The sequence below is a fragment of the Deltaproteobacteria bacterium genome, from assembly GCA_026388545.1.
Lineage (GTDB): Bacteria > Desulfobacterota > Syntrophia > Syntrophales > UBA2185 > JAPLJS01.
This window is the reverse complement of sequence record JAPLJS010000078.1, coordinates 40,499-57,612: the sequence shown is the minus strand read 5'-3', so window position 1 is coordinate 57,612 and position 17,114 is coordinate 40,499. Positions and strand designations below refer to the sequence as shown.

Annotated in this window: 17 protein-coding genes; 15 read left to right on the top strand and 2 right to left on the bottom strand. The window is 46.1% G+C overall.

Annotated elements, in window-relative coordinates; all coding sequences use genetic code 11:
- Positions 1 to 358: 358 nt before the first annotated feature.
- From NTW12_09950 to NTW12_09900, 11 genes are all read left to right on the top strand, one after another.
- Positions 359 to 1,231, top strand: coding sequence for a zinc ribbon domain-containing protein (locus NTW12_09950; GenBank protein ID MCX5846658.1), 873 nt, complete (start codon positions 359 to 361; stop codon positions 1,229 to 1,231).
- A 640-nt stretch (positions 1,232 to 1,871) separates the two neighbouring features.
- A complete protein-coding gene (locus NTW12_09945) occupies positions 1,872 to 2,531 on the top strand; it encodes an NAD(P)/FAD-dependent oxidoreductase (GenBank protein MCX5846657.1) in 660 nt (219 codons plus the stop codon).
- Positions 2,532 to 2,624: 93 nt separating this feature from the next.
- Positions 2,625 to 3,278: a 16S rRNA (guanine(527)-N(7))-methyltransferase RsmG gene (gene rsmG / locus NTW12_09940; GenBank protein MCX5846656.1), complete on the top strand. Its 654-nt coding sequence runs from the start codon at positions 2,625 to 2,627 to the stop codon at positions 3,276 to 3,278.
- A 93-nt stretch (positions 3,279 to 3,371) separates the two neighbouring features.
- Positions 3,372 to 4,142, top strand: a complete 771-nt coding sequence (locus NTW12_09935) for an AAA family ATPase (GenBank protein ID MCX5846655.1) — start codon at positions 3,372 to 3,374, stop codon at positions 4,140 to 4,142.
- Entirely contained in the window at positions 4,143 to 5,000 is an 858-nt protein-coding gene (locus NTW12_09930) for a ParB/RepB/Spo0J family partition protein (GenBank protein MCX5846654.1), read from the top strand. It abuts the gene before it with no gap.
- 64 nt (positions 5,001 to 5,064) lie between these two features.
- Positions 5,065 to 6,420, top strand: a complete 1,356-nt coding sequence (dnaA, locus tag NTW12_09925) for a chromosomal replication initiator protein DnaA (protein ID MCX5846653.1) — start codon at positions 5,065 to 5,067, stop codon at positions 6,418 to 6,420.
- A gap of 157 nt (positions 6,421 to 6,577) precedes the next feature.
- The gene (gene dnaN, locus NTW12_09920; protein MCX5846652.1) at positions 6,578 to 7,705 is read left to right on the top strand and encodes a DNA polymerase III subunit beta; all 1,128 of its coding nucleotides are present in this window, start codon (positions 6,578 to 6,580) and stop codon (positions 7,703 to 7,705) included.
- A gap of 21 nt (positions 7,706 to 7,726) precedes the next feature.
- A complete protein-coding gene (gene gyrB, locus NTW12_09915; protein ID MCX5846651.1) occupies positions 7,727 to 10,129 on the top strand; it encodes a DNA topoisomerase (ATP-hydrolyzing) subunit B in 2,403 nt (800 codons plus the stop codon).
- A 69-nt stretch (positions 10,130 to 10,198) separates the two neighbouring features.
- Positions 10,199 to 10,663 carry a CBS domain-containing protein gene (locus NTW12_09910; GenBank protein MCX5846650.1) on the top strand — a complete coding sequence of 155 codons (465 nt, stop codon included), beginning with the start codon at positions 10,199 to 10,201 and terminating at the stop codon, positions 10,661 to 10,663.
- 46 nt (positions 10,664 to 10,709) lie between these two features.
- Positions 10,710 to 10,964 carry a hypothetical protein gene (locus NTW12_09905; protein MCX5846649.1) on the top strand — a complete coding sequence of 85 codons (255 nt, stop codon included), beginning with the start codon at positions 10,710 to 10,712 and terminating at the stop codon, positions 10,962 to 10,964.
- Between the two features lie 81 nt (positions 10,965 to 11,045).
- Positions 11,046 to 11,243 (top strand): hypothetical protein, encoded by a 198-nt coding sequence (locus NTW12_09900; GenBank protein MCX5846648.1) that lies wholly within the window; start codon positions 11,046 to 11,048, stop codon positions 11,241 to 11,243.
- Positions 11,244 to 11,301: 58 nt separating this feature from the next.
- On the opposite strand, the gene NTW12_09895 is transcribed toward NTW12_09900, so the two are convergent.
- Together NTW12_09895 and NTW12_09890 are read right to left on the bottom strand one after the other, a co-directional pair.
- Positions 11,302 to 11,718, bottom strand: a complete 417-nt coding sequence (locus NTW12_09895) for a UPF0158 family protein (protein ID MCX5846647.1) — start codon at positions 11,716 to 11,718, stop codon at positions 11,302 to 11,304.
- A gap of 134 nt (positions 11,719 to 11,852) precedes the next feature.
- Positions 11,853 to 12,299, bottom strand: coding sequence for a nucleotidyltransferase domain-containing protein (locus tag NTW12_09890; GenBank protein ID MCX5846646.1), 447 nt, complete (start codon positions 12,297 to 12,299; stop codon positions 11,853 to 11,855).
- Between the two features lie 133 nt (positions 12,300 to 12,432).
- Here NTW12_09890 and NTW12_09885 point away from each other — a divergent pair, with 133 nt between their 5' ends.
- From NTW12_09885 to NTW12_09870, 4 genes are read left to right on the top strand one after another with little or no spacing between them, the layout of a single operon-like run.
- Complete coding sequence (locus NTW12_09885) at positions 12,433 to 12,630, top strand: hypothetical protein (GenBank protein MCX5846645.1); 198 nt, start codon at positions 12,433 to 12,435, stop codon at positions 12,628 to 12,630.
- A 58-nt stretch (positions 12,631 to 12,688) separates the two neighbouring features.
- Positions 12,689 to 15,211, top strand: a complete 2,523-nt coding sequence (gene gyrA / locus NTW12_09880) for a DNA gyrase subunit A (GenBank protein MCX5846644.1) — start codon at positions 12,689 to 12,691, stop codon at positions 15,209 to 15,211.
- A gap of 43 nt (positions 15,212 to 15,254) precedes the next feature.
- Complete coding sequence (locus NTW12_09875) at positions 15,255 to 15,671, top strand: archease (protein ID MCX5846643.1); 417 nt, start codon at positions 15,255 to 15,257, stop codon at positions 15,669 to 15,671.
- Positions 15,664 to 17,112, top strand: a complete 1,449-nt coding sequence (locus NTW12_09870) for an RtcB family protein (GenBank protein ID MCX5846642.1) — start codon at positions 15,664 to 15,666, stop codon at positions 17,110 to 17,112. The genes NTW12_09875 and NTW12_09870 overlap by 8 nt, the downstream gene beginning before the upstream one ends.
- Positions 17,113 to 17,114: the final 2 nt, after the last annotated feature.

Sequence of the window (17,114 nt, the reverse complement as noted above, 5' to 3'; positions counted from 1 at the left end):
GCCATGCCCCCAACAATCCGGGAGATATCATGACTTGTTTGACCTCTTGTCAAAGAGCAAAATGTGGTGCCAAGAACTTTTTCAGGATATCTATCTGTCCGTAATCGCAAAACTATTTTTTGGCAACTGTAGAAGATCAGTTAAAGTAAGTTTGAACATGAATGCTATTTTTCAAAATGATAACCTTGTAAGCAAGGCTCAATTTGGTCTGAACGGAATAAACCCTTTAACAAAGAGGACTGTTATGAATGGATCAGTAAGACCCCGTTTCTCAAAAAGAGCGGGTTTTTGTGTTTTTCTTTCTTTAAAGACTTAAAAACCGGACAATATGCAATTTTAAATGTGAGTGGAAGACGCGATGACTCTTCAAAATTGTCATGAATGTGGAAAGGCTGTAAGTTCAGAGGCTGATAAATGCCCAAATTGTGGGGCAAAAGTTAAAAAGACTATCTTGAAGAAAAAAGTTGGGTGTTTAATTGCTGTTGGAATCTTATTTCTAATCCTTCTTATCACGGTTATAGTTTCAGAAGTTTCTAAAGAACCTTCAAAAAAACCTTCACCCATTACGAAAATGGATACTTCAGAACCAAAAATTACGGCGCGTCAGCACTTAAAATTAGCACAAAGTTTGGTAGAAAAAAAAGACATCGTTGGTGCAAGCAAACATATATCATTTATAAAGCAATCTGATGCAGAGTATAGCGATGCTAAAAAGCTTTTGGAAGAAATTGCTGAGAAGGAACAAGCAGTTAAAAAAGAACAAGAAAAAAGAAAGAAACAAGCCTTGGCAAAAATGAGAATAAAGCATGATGAGATAGAAAAAGTGACATGGTATACAGATAAATCAACCCCAAGCTCTAACAACACAAACAACATGCATTTGTATATAGGCAAGTCAATAAGTGGGCACACATACCTGAGATTGAAGATGCAGTATGCAAGCAGCAATTGGTTGTTTATAGAAAAATATATTATTAAAGCTGACAATCAGATTTTTGAGATAATGCCCTTAAAAGTTGAGAGGGACCATTATACGACTATCTGGGAATGGTCTGATGAGCCGGTTGGTGATAATATTTATAAAATTGTGCAGGCGGTAATCAATTCTAAAAAAACGGTGATAAGAAATGAAGGAACGACATACCATAAAGACAGAGTTATTTCTAAAGCCGAGAAGATAGCAATGAAGAATGTTCTGGATGCTTATGAAGCCTTAGGAGGTGATGATTAAATCTTTTGAATACATTAGAAAAAATATTTGCTTATATAGACGGTCTAAAATTGTATTGTGTGGATTGCAGTTATGTGGAGTGTTTCGCTGGACAGCTTAAGAATGATCCTTCAACTTTGATGAAAATAGCAAAGGGATATGAAAAGACATTTGGAAACGTTGATCACAACAGAAACGAAATAATAGCTCTATTTAAAGATTGTCCTTATAAGCAGCCTAAATGAAACCAATACTTCGAATGGTAATCGCGATACCTATTTTTACCCCGAGTCTAAATATTTGTAGGTGAATTCAGGCATCGCGCGATGTACCGAAAAACAAAGAATGAAGAACTCTGATACAACCGCAATGAAATATTGCAAGGAATGGGCGAAGATAAGCCACCTTGACACACCGAAGCCTTGCTCCTATAGTAGCATCCTAAAAAAAATGATGATCTCGTGTCAAAAACCATGTCACTCAGGTCCCCCTTTGCAAAAGGGGGATACAGGGGGATTTTCCACGCGATTATCAAATCCCCCCCACCCCCCCTTTTCTAAAGGGGGGAATACATGGAATCTATTTTCGCAGGAATGACAATTTTAGACGGAACCTGGCTTTTTACGAAACCGTCAAAAATAATAAATGGAGGAAACGTGTAATGCTGCAGGATGGAGAAAAAGGCGTAATTATTCAGCGTGATAAACAGACCTATGCGGTGGCGCCGCATATTTCATGTGGCGTTGTCAGCCCCGAAACGCTGCGCAAACTGGCCGACGTAGCTGAGAAATATGGCGCGGCAGCACTGAAAATAACCAGTGCGGCAAGAATCGCGATTGTGGGACTGAAAGAGGAAGACATTGATGCTGTCTGGGCAGATCTGGGAATGTCTCCGGGGGCGGCGGTCGGCCTCTGTGTGCGGAGTATCAAGGCATGCCCAGGAACAACCTTCTGCAAGCGCGGTCAGCAGGACAGTCTTGGATTGGGCCTCAAACTGGATGAGAAATACCACGGCGCACAGGTACCCGGCAAGTTCAAATTCGGAGTCAGCGGCTGCGCGAACCAGTGCGCTGAAACCTGTATTAAAGATATCGGCATTGTCGGTTTTCCGAAAGGCTGGCGGGTCTTAGTCGGGGGCAATGGCGGGGTGAATCCCAGATTGTCACAGGAACTTGCCCGGGATCTTACCACGGAACAGGCTCTTGTGCTGACCGATACAATCATCGAATATTACAAATCGCACGCCAGTCCAAAACAGCGATTGGGCAGTATGATAGACAAACTCGGCTTCGAAACATTCAAAGCGGCAATCATTGTTTAAAGAAACATATCATATCAACATTATTCCATTTCCTTCCTTCTCCCTCAATTCTCGAGGGAGAAGGATTACGTTTAACTGAAAAGGAAGCATCGAATGAGAGATATTCTGTTCCAAGCTGCCATGGCAATAGATATATCTCTCAAAGCAAAAGAGTTAGTTCTCTTTGAGACATATTACAAAGAACTCCTCACCTGGAACAAAAAAATCAATTTAGTCTCTGTAAGATCAGATCTCGATATACCCATCAAGCACTTCATTGATTCGCTGACGCTGTTACCCTATATCAAAAGTAAAACCGGTCAGGTTCTCGACATCGGCTCAGGGGCCGGATTCCCTGGTATTCCTTTGAAGATTGCCCCGAATTCATTAACGGTCGTCCTGCTCGAGTCGTCACGTAAAAAATCCTCTTTTCTCAAGCATATAATCCGCAGCTTAAACCTCACAGACATTACGGTCATCAACAACCGCGTCGAAAGCCTGATGGAAGATGAAACCTATAGAGGCCGTTTTGAAGTGGTCATATCGAGGGCCACGTTTAAACTGCCACAACTCCTCCGGATTGGAGGATTCTTTCTCTCCCCAAACGGTATCTTAATAGCAATGAAAAGCAAAAGATCAGATGAAGAACTAACGGAAGCTGCCGACATGTCCCAAAATGTGGGATTAAAATACATCGCGAGCCACGATTTAACCTTGCCCATAACGGGCGATTTTCGCAAAATTATCATCTACGAAAAACTTCCTTGATCAAGGAAATATTCCTTCTCAAAAATGCTATTGTATGCTATGGTTCCCCCAAAATTTACGATCGTAAAAGATGTTTTTATGTTCTATTAAATCATGCGTAAAATCATATGTATAGCTAATCAAAAAGGAGGGGTTGGCAAGACAACCACTGCAATCAATCTTGCCGCATCTCTGGCGGCAGCGGAGAAGAAAACATTGCTCATCGACTGCGACTCCCAGGGCAATGCCTCGAGCGGCATGGGCATAGACAAGGACATCATCAGTAAAAAAAATCTTTATCATTCCCTCATTGGCAAGGTTCTCCTGAAAGAAGTTATTGTTAGTACGCAGTTGCCCTTTCTTGATGTGGTACCTGCCAATCAAGATCTGATAGGAATAGAGGTAGAGTTTGTAACTCTTGAAGATAGGGAAAAAAAGCTCCGCATTTTGTTGAAGAATCTGGATGCGGCGTATGACTTCATCATCATTGACTGTCCCCCATCTCTTGGATTTTTAACGGTAAACGCTCTCGTTGCTTCTGATTATTTGGTAATCCCTCTCCAGTGTGAATATTTCGCTATGGAAGGCCTTGGATATTTACTCAATACGGTGAGATTGGTTAAAGCGAGGCTGAATCCCTCATTGGCTCTTGGCGGTATTCTGCTCACTATGTTTGATACGAGAAATACGCTCTCCCATCGGGTCAGTGAAGATGTGAAAAAACATTTTGGCCAAAAGGTGTTTAAAACGATTATTCATAGGAATGTCAGATTATCTGAAAGTCCGAGTCATGGTCTGCCCATCATTCTTTACGATATTAAATCACGTGGCGCTGTTTCCTATATGGAACTCGCACAAGAAATCCTGACCAACGGGAGGATATAGATGCCGCCAAAAAGTTCCCTCGGTAAGGGGCTCGGGGCCATGTTCCCCGATCTGCTTGATGATGTCAGCACAAGGCCCTCGTATATAATATGCGGAATTGAAGAGCTTTCTCCCAACCGGTTTCAGTCCCGCAGGGACTTTAACGACCGGGAGCAGAGGCGCCTTGTAACATCCATAAAGAAGAATGGTATTATTCAACCTATTGTTGTACGAAGATCCGATACCGGTTATGAGATCATCGCAGGAGAGCGCAGGTGGAGAGCCGCCCAGGCAGCGGGACTCAAAGAAGTGCCCGTCGTTGTAAGAGATGCCGGAGATTCGGAGGCGGCTGAGCTATCCCTCATAGAAAACGTTCAGCGTGAAGGCTTGAATCCCCTTGAAGAGGCTGATGCCTACCAAACGCTGATCAATACATTCGGCTTGTCTCAGGAGGAACTCTCATCACGGGTCGGAAAGGACCGCTCAACTATTGCCAATACGATAAGGTTGCTGAAACTGCCTCAAGAAATCAAGACTGCCCTCATCAACAGAACCATTAGCCCCGGGCATGCGAGAGCCCTTCTCACGCTCGATACTCCGGGAGAGCAGATTAAAATCCTCAATGTCATACTTAAAAAGGTACTCAGCGTAAGAGAAACGGAAAGCTTGGTTCAAAAACTTAAAAAGATGCCGGCGGAGAAAAAACCCCCAAAAAAGGACCCGTTTCTCCGTGATCTCGAAAATGAGCTTTCATCACGGTTAATGACGGAAACCCATATTCATCGGCATAAAAATAAAGGGACAATAGAAATCAAGTTTAAAACAGCGGAAGAGATGAATCGACTGTTGACATTACTGATGAACCTCGCAGATAGTTAAGGGGTTCTTCTTTAAAGCAATGTATCAACAGGTGTTGAGAAACCTGTTTATAAGGTGAGCTGATTTGGATATACTTTGGGAAAAAAGTCTTCAAATTATTAAAGAAAAGGTCAGTCAACAAAACTTTGAGACATGGATCATGCCGATCAAAATATCCTCTATGGAGGGCAACAATATCACTCTGAATGTGCCCAATAAGTTTTTTAAAGACTGGCTTATCGAAAACTACCACTCTGTCATCAAGGAGACCCTCACATCCTTGGCAGGCATCGACCTAAAAGTCGATCTTCAGATCGCTCAGGAAATAAAAAAAAGTCAGAGTTCAGTTCGCCGGCATGGGGAGCACCCGGAAAAAACACGCACTCCAATTAAGTCTGTTCGATCAGGGATTAATCATTCATTAAATCCACATTACAGTTTTGAAAGATTTGTTGTCGGACCATGCAACCAATTTGCTCATGCGGCATCGGTCGCTGTAGCAGAACAACCGGCGAAGAATTATAATCCTTTGTTTATTTATGGCGGGGTTGGCCTTGGAAAAACACATCTGCTGAACGCTATCGGTTTTCATGCACTTTCTCTCCATAAAGACATGAATGTTGTATATGTCTCTGCAGAAGAGTTTATGAACGAATTGATCAACTCGATACGGTATGACAGGATGCCGAAGTTTCGAGAAAAATACAGAAACATCGACTGTCTTCTTATCGATGACATCCAGTTTATGGCCGGAAAGGAAAGAACCCAGGAAGAGTTTTTCCATACGTTTAACACCCTGCACGATTCAGGAAAACAAATCGTTGTTACAAGTGATAAATTTCCTAAAGATATTCCGAACCTGGAAAGTAGGTTAAGATCACGGTTTGAGTGGGGACTTATTGCGGATATTCAGCCACCCGAAATAGAGACAAAAATTGCTATTATAGAAAAAAAGGCCCAGGAAAACAACGTCGTTCTCCCGCACAATGTTGCTTACTATGTTGCGTCCCACGTGGAATCTAATATCAGAGAGCTCGAAGGGTATCTCATAAGGATTTCCGCCTTCTCCTCCCTGACAGGTAAAGAGATCGATCTGAACCTTACTAAAGAGGTCTTAAAAAAGATTCTTAAGCGCAATGAAAAAGAAGATGTTACCATTGAGGAAATTCTCAAAACAGTAGCCGGTAAACTTAATATTAAATTGTCGGATATAAAATCGCAAAAGAAGAATAAAAACCTTGTTTTATCAAGACAGATTGCTATGTATCTATCACGAAAAATGACTGCTTCATCGTTCCCTGATATCGGAGAAAAAATCGGTGGACGGGATCACTCAACGGTTATTTACGCCAATAATAAAATGAAAAAGGCTTTGGAAGAGGATACAACCTTAAAAAAAATTATTCAGGACATTGAAGAGACATTACTAAACAAAGCTTAACAACGGACCCATACAGGTTATGAACAGTTGTTTTTCTATCTATATAAACGGGATTACCTTAAAAAATTTACTTATCAACAATTGTAACAGGTACTATTACTACGACTACAAATTTTAAATATAATATAATATAAAATATCATAGGGAGGGTATGGTAATGAAATTTACTATTCAAAGGAGTTCTTTTCTGGAAGGTATCCAAAAGACACTAAGTATTGTGGAGAAAAAAACCACCATGCCGATCCTTAATAACATTCTCATTAGAACGGCAAATAATAAAATTACCATTGTTGCAACGGACAGGGAAATCGGGTTGGTAGCTGATTACGATGCTGAAACCTTAACTGAAGGTGATGTTACTGTTTCTGCAAGAAAACTATATGAGATGATTAGAGAGATCGAAGGGGATGTAGTTCAGTTTGAATCAAATGAAACTCACAGAGTTACGGTAACCTCTCAGAAGATCATTTATAAAATTCCCGGTTTGCCGGCGGATGATTTTCCCAGTGTTATGGATGATCGTAGTGAAGTGAGTTTTTATAACATTGCAGGACAATTAATCGAGAGGTTAATTCGTAAAACATCTTTTGCTATGTCGGGAGATGAAATGAGAAAAAATTTAAACGGCGTCTTTTTTGAAACGTTGATGGATGAAAGTGGTAAAAAAAGACTGATAATGATTGCGACGGACGGGCATCGATTGGCCATGGCAAATATGGACATGGGAGAGAAGGAATTTCTCCAGTTAGAAAAAGGAATTATTATTCCCAGAAAGGGATTGAATGAAATAAGAAGGCTCATTGAAGATGTAGAGGAGGACATTCTCGTTGGGGTACGTCAGGGTATGTGCGTCATCAGGACGAACAGCACCATGTTAAGGGTTAGCCTGGTTGATGCTGAGTATCCGGACTATAAGCGGGTCATACCGGCAGAAAAAGGAGTAGTCGTAACCGTTGATAAGGATGTAATTCTGCATGCTTTAAAAAGGATGAGTGTTATATCAAGTGAAAGATACTCTGGAGTAATCATTACATTGTCGGATGGTAAAATGGTGTTGGAGTCCACAAACCCGGATGTTGGAGAAGCTAAAGATGAGATTGAAGTAGCCTATCATGACAAGGATATCTCTGTAGGGTATAACGTTAAATATTTGATTGATGCAATAGAGGTAATTGACGAAAAGAAAGTGGTCTTTGAAATAGGTGTGGGGATGAAACCGGGCGTTATAAAAAATGATGGGAATGATGATTATATGTGCATTATCATGCCGCTAAAAGCTCAATAGAGGTAAAAGGAATAATAAAACATGACGGAACAGTATGGTGCAGATAGTATAAAAGTACTGGAAGGCCTTGAAGCCGTTCGGAAAAGACCTGCCATGTATATCGGCAGCACCGGCAAGGAAGGACTCCATCACCTGGTGTATGAGGTGGTTGATAATAGTATTGACGAAGCGGCTGCGGGATATTGCGATACCATCGAGGTCAGGATCAGGGCGGACAACAGCGTGATGGTCGATGACAACGGCCGGGGAATTCCCGTAGACATGCACAAGGAAGAGGGGATTTCGGCTGCCCAGGTTGTTCTCACCAAGCTTCACTCCGGCGCGAAGTTCTCCAATGAAAGCTATAAAATATCCGGCGGGCTTCATGGCGTCGGCGTTTCCGTCGTCAATGCCCTTTCATTGGACCTTGATCTTGAAGTGAGAAGGGAAGGGAATGTTTATCGTCAGTCTTACAGCAGGGGAGTGCCGACAAACGAGCTGATTGTCGTCGGGAAAACGAAGGGTAGGGGGACGAAGATCACCTTCAAGCCCGATCATGAAATATTCGAAGAAGTTGATTTCAGTTTCGATATTCTTTCCAACCGCCTTCGTGAACTCGCCTTTCTGAATAAGGGCGTTAAAATAACCCTGACGGACGAGAGGGACGGCAAGAAGAGTGAATTCTTATACAAAGGCGGGATCGTCTCATTCGTGGAATATATTAACCGAAACAAAGGGGTCCTCCATAAGAAGCCGATCTATTTAGACGGCGCCAAGGACGATTGCCAGGTGGAGGTAGCCCTCCAGTACAATGACACCTACACGGAAATTATCTTCTCATATGCAAACAGCATCAACACCACGGAAGGCGGATCGCATCTGAGCGGTTTTAAGTCCGCACTCACGCGGGTCATCAACAACTACGCCACGAACAACAACCTCATAAAGAACGGGAAAGACGTTATCCGGGGGGAAGACGTCCGGGAGGGACTCTCCTGCGTCATCAGCATCAAGCTGAAGGAACCCCAGTTTGAGGGACAGACGAAGACCAAGCTGGGAAACAGCGAGGTCAAGGGGCTTGTTGAGGGGATTGTCTATGAGAAAATGGGGAGTTACCTGGAAGAGAATCCCCCGGTGGCGAGGCAAATCATCGGTAAAACCCTTGATGCCGCAAGAGCAAGGGACGCGGCGCGGCGCGCCAAGGAACTCACGCGCAGAAAAAGCGCCCTGGAGGTCGGCTCCCTGCCCGGAAAACTCGCCGATTGCCAGGAGCGCGATCCTGCCAGGAGCGAGGTCTACCTTGTGGAAGGCGACAGTGCCGGCGGCTCGGCCAAACAGGGACGGGACCGGAAAAACCAGGCCATCCTGCCCCTTCGCGGTAAGGTCCTCAACGTAGAGAAGGCCCGCTTCGACAAGATGCTCCAGAACGAGGAGATAAAGGTCATTGTGACGGCCCTCGGAACGGGCATCGGGAGAGACGATTTCGACGTGAGCAAGGTCCGCTACCATAAGGTCATCATCATGACTGATGCTGATGTGGACGGCCTCCACATCCGGACGCTTCTTCTTACCTTTTTCTTCAGGCAGATGCGCGAGCTGATTGAGCGGGGATATCTCTTCATCGCCCAGCCGCCGCTCTTTAAGGTAATGGACCGAAAGAAAGAGCTCTATATTCATAACGAAGAGGAGATGAAAAATTACATCCTTGAAAACGGGGTAAACAAGTTTTCCCTCAACGTAGGCAACGGAAGCAATCTCACGGGAAGCCGACTGCTCGGGCTCATCAAGAAGGTAATGAGGATCGAAACGGTTTTGGATCGTTTTGAGAAAGAGGACAAGAACAGGACGGTCATGCAGATCCTCGCCGCTGATCCGGCCTTTTCTCCGAACGATTTCTTAAGCGAGGAATCTCTTCTGAAAGTTGCGAAACGGACAAGGATGGCCATCGGGGAAAGACTCGAAGGCTACAGCACGGAACCTGATCCGGAACACAGCAGTTATAAGCTCATTTGCGATTACCGCATGAAGGGGCAGATATTTACCACGGTCCTCGACCGGGAGATATTCAAGTCACCGAGATTTATCGAAATCAAGGACCTGCTCAATCAGGTGAGCGTCCTGGGCGAGGCGCCATACATTGTGGTAACGGACGACGAGGAGAAGGGACGGAAGGAACTCGCAAGCATGACGGCCCTCGTGGAATACGTGACGACGATGGGGCAGAAAGGTCTCACGATCCAGCGCTACAAAGGTCTCGGCGAGATGAATCCCGAACAGTTATGGGAAACCACCATGAACCCTGAAAAGAGAACCCTCCTCCAGGTAAAGGTGGAAGATGTGGTAATCGCCGACGAAATATTCACCACCCTCATGGGCGACCAGGTGGAACCCCGCAAAGAATTCATCTATAAAAACGCCCTCTACGCATCGAATCTGGATGTGTAAATAAAATTACCGGCCTTCAGAGGGAATCAAAGGTACTATGGTTCTTACGAAAATAAGGAGGGAGAGTAAATGCTCAAAGCCAAGGACATTATGACAAAGGAAGTCATTACGGTTTATCCAGAGACGGAGATTTTTCAGGTCGCGAAATTACTGATAGAACACCACATCAATGGTCTGCCCGTAGTCGATAAAGAGGGGTGCCTGAAAGGGATTATCTGCCAGGCTGATCTGATCGTCCAGCAAAGAAAGATTCCCCTGCCTTCCTTCTTCATCCTGCTCGATAGTGTTATCCCCTTAACCTCCCCTAAAAATATTGAAAAAGAATTACAGAAAATGACTGCAATTACCGCAAGCGAAGCCATGACCCCTAATCCCATAACAGTTAATCCGGATACCGGTTTGGAAGACATCGCCACACTCATGGTGAAGAATAACATACACACGTTGCCTGTCCTGGATCAAGGCAAGCTGGTTGGAATTATAGGTAAGGAGGATATTCTGCGCAGCCTGATACCCTCTGAGAAAAATAATTAAATCAGCGGCTGTTCCCAAGGATCATTTCCACGTGAGGATGAGCGACGTGGCAAATTTACAGATAAAGAGCATGGATGATAACCTTTACGCGCAGATAAAGGAACTTGCGGCCATGGAAAACAGGTCGGTCAGTCAACAGATGATATTCCTGGTAAAAGAATACCTTGCCAGAAAGAAGAATCTCCGGTCGGCGAGATCCCCGGCAAGAACCCTTTTAGAGCTTTCAGGCTCGTGGGATGACAATCGAACACCCGAGGAGATTGTCAAAGAGATTAAGGGCGCTCGCAGAAGTACGAATTAAAATCAGCATCGTCACCAGCATGGAATTGTATTATGGCGCCTATAAATCATGGGGGAATGGGGACAGGCTACTTGATCAACCATGAGAAAAAATAAGATACTCTATTCTATCGATATTGAAGATGTTCAGAATGTTGCCCAGCAGGAACTGGGCAGAGAGCTAACTGTTGAAGAACTGAAAATTGTCGAAGATAGAAGCGGTGATCAGTTTGACTGGTACGGGTCAATTGTTGCTGTGTTAGACGAACATATAACAACGCATGAATCTTTCGAGGATTAGTGATGACGTTATTGTAAAATTTTAAGCCCCCTATTCCACCATGCTGTTCAAGGAATGATTAGTCCGTTAATTCAATGTCATTCTCGCAGCACCACTCTCTGAGAGCCGCTTTCTGTCGCGTATCTTCGTATGTGTACCATTCCTCAAGTAAGCCTTTTGCCTCGAGAAACTCTTTGAATCTCGCGTAAGCTCCCCTGTGTCGAAAAATATTATGAACCCATCCTACCTCAGTGGGTAAACGTTCTGACATGAATTCAATCACAAGTGTTTTGCCGAGGTCCAATTCGTTTTTATGGGGTATTTCGATATACTTTTCAGGATCATCAATATCCTCCGGCAAGTCATCGGAATCGCCCAAGTCGGAAGTATAAAATATCTCTCCGGTATCTCTGCATAGAATGGCAGATCTCGCATACTCCGGTGCAGAGCCAACGAAAAAAAATGCGTTCTCGATATCGTTAAAGCTAACAGCCATAAAGGTATACCTCCTTTTTTTCTTCGGCTAACTGTTACAGAAGGGATGCTGCAATAAGTTACATGGTGAGGATAATAGAATTAAACACCCTATTGCAGAAAGCCATCCGGGTCGGGGAAAGTATTCAAGTGATACTACCGGGTGATTTCTATACCGTGTTTCAATATGTGGTTCAGGAGAGTACCCGGCGTCGCTTTTCTGACCTGCGATGGTGCAAAACCGAGAACATCCATTGGATAGGGGATGTCCCAGGCAGCTTTACCGAGATAACCAGCCCTGTCCCAGAGACTCATCCTTTCAAACAGGGGTGACACGTCAAACAGGGGTGACACGACGGCCAGGTCCACATCGCTTTCCTCACCGGCTTCAAGACTCGCATGTGATCCAAACAGAAATACGCGCTCAACAGGTACGCCCATATCCCTTAGATTTTTGATATAGCGGTTGATTATACTTCTGATTTTAGGTGTTGCTTTAGCCATTTTATCATCATACAGATACCGGCCTGTCTTATACATTGCATCTGCTGTTTGCATGTCATAATTCGAGGTGGCTACCCAGTTCTTAACAATTTTATTCAAGGGGCCTCCAGTTCGAACAGCTATCTTTTGTAATCAGCATAAGAAAATCAGACACATCTGTCAATGAGAATTCGTAGGAACGCAGCTTCTTTGAGTAATAAAAACTCCGTCACCTGCAGGAGGTTCCGTGCGTGTGACCATATGGAAAGCATCCGTCAAAATCATAGGTGAGCATATAATGCTGGTTTTGCAAAAGCACGGTTACCTTGAACGTCACAGTTATTCTACAGCGGATATTTTGCCGCATATTTTAACCGGCATAAAGATAAAAAATAAGGCGACTTATTCGGCAAAAAATGGTATAAGAATGCACAAAATACCTGCAATGTAACTATTTTAAATTGCAGGATTTTTGGGATATCAAAACACACGATGAGGGCTTGAGAAAAATGGAGCAGATTTACCAGAAGACTATTCCCATCAATATCGAAGATGAAATGAAGAACTCCTACATGGCTTACGCGATGAGCGTGATTATCGGCCGCGCCATTCCGGACGTCCGGGACGGCATGAAGCCGGTTCATCGCCGGGTTCTCTACGCCATGTCGGAAATGGGGAACGTCTGGAACAAGGCCTATAAGAAATCCGCCAGGATCGTCGGAGATATCATCGGTAAGTATCATCCCCACGGCGATACCGCCGCCTATGACACCCTTGTCCGGATGGCCCAGGACTTCTCCATGCGCTACCCCTTGATTGACGGACAGGGAAATTTCGGCAGCGTGGATGGAGATCCGCCTGCCGCGATGCGTTACACGGAGATCAGGATGGCGAGACTTGCCGAGGAAATGCTTGCTGACCTGGAAAAAGAAACGGTTGATTTTGTCCCCAACTACGATTCCTCCATGGAGGAGCCGACGGTCCTTCCCGCGCGGATACCCGCGCTTCTCCTGAACGGTTCCTCGGGGATTGCCGTGGGCGTGGCTACCAACATCCCTCCCCATAATTTAAGCGAACTCATTGAAGGGACGATTGCCCTGATCCACAATCCGGAGATCACGATTGAAGGACTGATGCTCCATATAAAAGGCCCCGATTTCCCGACTGCCGGTTTCATCAACGGGAGGGAAGGGATCATCTCCGCCTACCAGACGGGCAGGGGGTCCATCCACATGAGGTCCAGGGCGATTATCGAGAGAAACGCGAGGAACGACCGGGAGAGCATCATCGTCACGGAACTCCCCTATCTCGTGAATAAGGCCAATCTGATCGAGAAGATTTCCGAGCTGGTAAAAGAGAAAAAGCTGGAAGGCATCTCCGATCTCCGTGATGAGTCAGACCGGGAAGGGATACGGATCGTCATTGACCTGAAGAAAGATGAGCCCTCCGGAGTCATTCTCAACCAACTCTACAAGCATACCCAGATGGAGACAAATTTCGGGGTTATCATGCTGGCGATTGACCGCAGTCAGCCGAGGGTGCTCAATCTGAAGGAAGTACTTCAAAAGTTTGTAGATTTCCGCAAGGAGGTTATAACCCGTAGAACGATCTTTGACCTTCGGAAAACGAAAGAAAGGTCCCATATCCTGGAAGGGCTGATCATTGCCCTCAACCACATTGATGCCGTGGTTCAGCTCATTAAGAAATCCAAAAGCCCCCAGGAGGCCGCACATGCGCTCTCCGAGAATTTTGGTCTTACGGAGATTCAGGCGCGGGCTATTTTGGACATGCGTCTGCAGAGGCTTACCGGGCTCGAACAGGACAAGATTCTTGACGAGTACAGGGAACTGTCACGGTTAATCGTCACGTTGCAGGGCATCCTGGATGATCTGCAGAAGGTGCTCGATATCATCGTGGCGGAACTGGGGGAGATCAAGAAAAAGTATGGCGATGACAGACGCACAGAGATCGTGGCGAGCGTAGACGATATTAATATTGAAGACATGATTGTGGAAGAAGACATGGTGGTGACCGTATCTCATTACGGCTACATTAAAAGGAACCCTGTCAGCCTTTACCGAAGCCAGCGGCGTGGCGGGAAGGGAAAGGTAGGCATGGGGACCAAAGAAGAAGATTTTGTTGAGAAAATCTTTATCGCTTCCACCCATCACTATATTCTGATTTTTACGAATTTGGGGCGCGTGTACTGGTTGAAGGTGTATCAGCTTCCACAGGCCGGGCGGGCGGCGAAGGGCAAAGCCATCGTAAATCTGGTTAATCTGTCGCAGGGGGAGAGGGTGGCCGCAATCCTGCCTGTCAAGGAGTTCGTTGACGGTAAGTACATAATTATGGTGACAAGGAAAGGCATTGTCAAGAAGACCGACCTGGTGGCCTACTCGCACCCGCGGGCCGGGGGAATCATCGCCATCACGATTGATGAAGGGGACGAACTCATTGGCGTTCAGTTGACGCTGGGAGACCAGGATGTCTTTCTGGGAACAAGGAAAGGGCAATCCATCCGTTTCCATGAGCAGGACGTCCGGGATGTGGGAAGGACGGCCAGGGGCGTTATCGGCATCCGCATGGACGATGACGATGCAGTGGTCGGGATGGAGATCCCTTCGGAGGGCAATTCCATTGTAACCGTTTCTGAAAACGGCTACGGCAAACGAACGGATGTGGAAGAGTACCGGAGGCAGAACCGGGGCGGCCAGGGCGTTATCAATCTCAAAACGGTATCCAAGATAGGAAATGTTTCGGGGGTTCTCCAGGTTACGGGTGAGGAAGACATCATACTGATCAGTAACGCGGGGAAAATCATACGGTTGAAGGTTCCGGAAGTTCCCCTTCTGCATAGGAGCACGCAGGGGGTAAAACTGATCGAGATTGATCCCGACGAAAAACTGGTTGGCGTGGCCCGCGCCGAGAGGGAAGCGGAGGAAAAGGACGACGATCTGTTGCAGGAAGGTGAAGAGGAAGAAGCCGTAAACGGGTTAGAAGACGACGCCGGCGGTCAGGAAGATGTGACGTGATTCTGGAAGTTATGGCGGCCTTTGTGATAGGATAATCATAACGATGGAGAGATACAAGGTATTCGATCACACGGCGGATTTGGGGCTGGAAATATACGGTAAAACGGTGAAAGAGTTATTTGCCAATGCGGCCTTTGCCGTTTTTGACATTATTACCGACCTGAATCGCGTAAAGGCAACCGAGGAACGAACAATTATCGTGGAGGGAGAAGACTGGGAGGATCTCCTAGTGAACTACCTGCGTGAAGTCCTCTATATGTTTAACGGTGAGGGTCTTTTGCTGAAAGAATACTCCATAATAGAAATAGACCCGCAGCACCTCCAAGGACGGGTGTCCGGAGAACTTTTTAATCCCTCAAAACACAGGATCAACACGGAAATTAAGGCGGTAACCTATCACCAGGTTACGGTCAGAGAAACGCCGGAAATGTGGATGGGGCGGGTAATTTTTGATGTCTGAAATCATGTCAGGGCTTAAAAAACTTGACGATTGCCGGTGGATGGTTCCCCAGACCGGTGGAATGAAGGTCCCGGGAATCATTTATTCAAGCGAAAGACTCATCAGGGAAATGGGGGCCGATGAGAGCCCGAAGCAGGTGGCCAATGTTGCGCACCTGCCCGGTATTGTTAAGTATTCACTGGCCATGCCTGATATGCACTGGGGGTATGGTTTCCCGATAGGTGGCGTTGCGGCCTTCGATCTTAAAGACGGTATTATTTCCCCGGGCGGTGTGGGGTATGATATCAACTGCGGATGCAGGCTGGTGACAACCCGTCTTGAGTATAATGATATCAAGGATAGCGTGAAGGAACTGATAAGCGCCCTGTTTAACGATATCCCTACCGGTGTTGGTTCCAAGGGTGTCCTTAAACTCTCCGCCAAGGAAGAAAAGAAGGTTCTGATCGAAGGAGCAAAGTGGGCGGTAAATCATGGGTATGGGACGGCCGATGATCTGGAAACGACGGAAGACAGGGGGGCAATGGCAGGCGCCGATCCCGAAATGGTCAGCGCGAGGGCAATTGAGCGCGGACGGGAGCAGTTGGGTACCTTAGGGTCTGGCAACCATTTTCTGGAGATTGAGGTCGTCGAGGAGATCTTTGATAAAGCAGCGGCAACTGCCTTTGGCCTTGAAACGGGTCAGATCGCCGTTCTCATTCACAGCGGTTCCCGGGGGCTCGGCTATCAGGTCTGTGATGATTACTTGGCCAGGATGGTGAAACATGTCGGTGATCTGGGAGTTTCCCTCCCGGACAGACAGTTAGCCTGTGCGTATCTGGATTCTCCCCGGGGGAAGGAATACTTTGCCGCTATGGCCTGTGCCGCCAATTATGCCTGGGCCAACCGTCAAATGCTGATGCACTGGACACGGGAGACCTTCGAACGTACCTTGAGGAAGGGGCCCCGCGAATTAGGCATGCGGCTGCTTTATGACGTCTGCCATAATATTGCCAAGATCGAAACGTTTCCCATCGACGGTAAAGAGGTTCCGCTGTGCGTACACAGAAAAGGTGCAACGCGGGCCTTTCCACCCGGCCATCCTGCCCTTCCGGCGCAATACAGCAAGGCAGGTCAGCCGGTATTAATCCCCGGCGATATGGGCACAGGTTCATATGTGCTTGCGGGAACGGAGAAAGCCTTTACGGAGACTTTCGGAAGTACCTGCCATGGAGCCGGGCGTATCATGAGCCGCACCCAGGCGACAAAAGCCGGCAGGGGAAGATCAATAGCACGGGAGATGGCTGATAAGGGTATTATCATCATGGCGAGCGGGAAAGGAACCCTCAGTGAAGAGATGCCGGAGGCATATAAGAATTTAGATCAGGTAGTGGAGGTTGTCCACAAGGCCGGCATCTCCAGGAAAGTCGCAAAACTCAAAGCATTGGGCTGTATCAAGGGGTAACT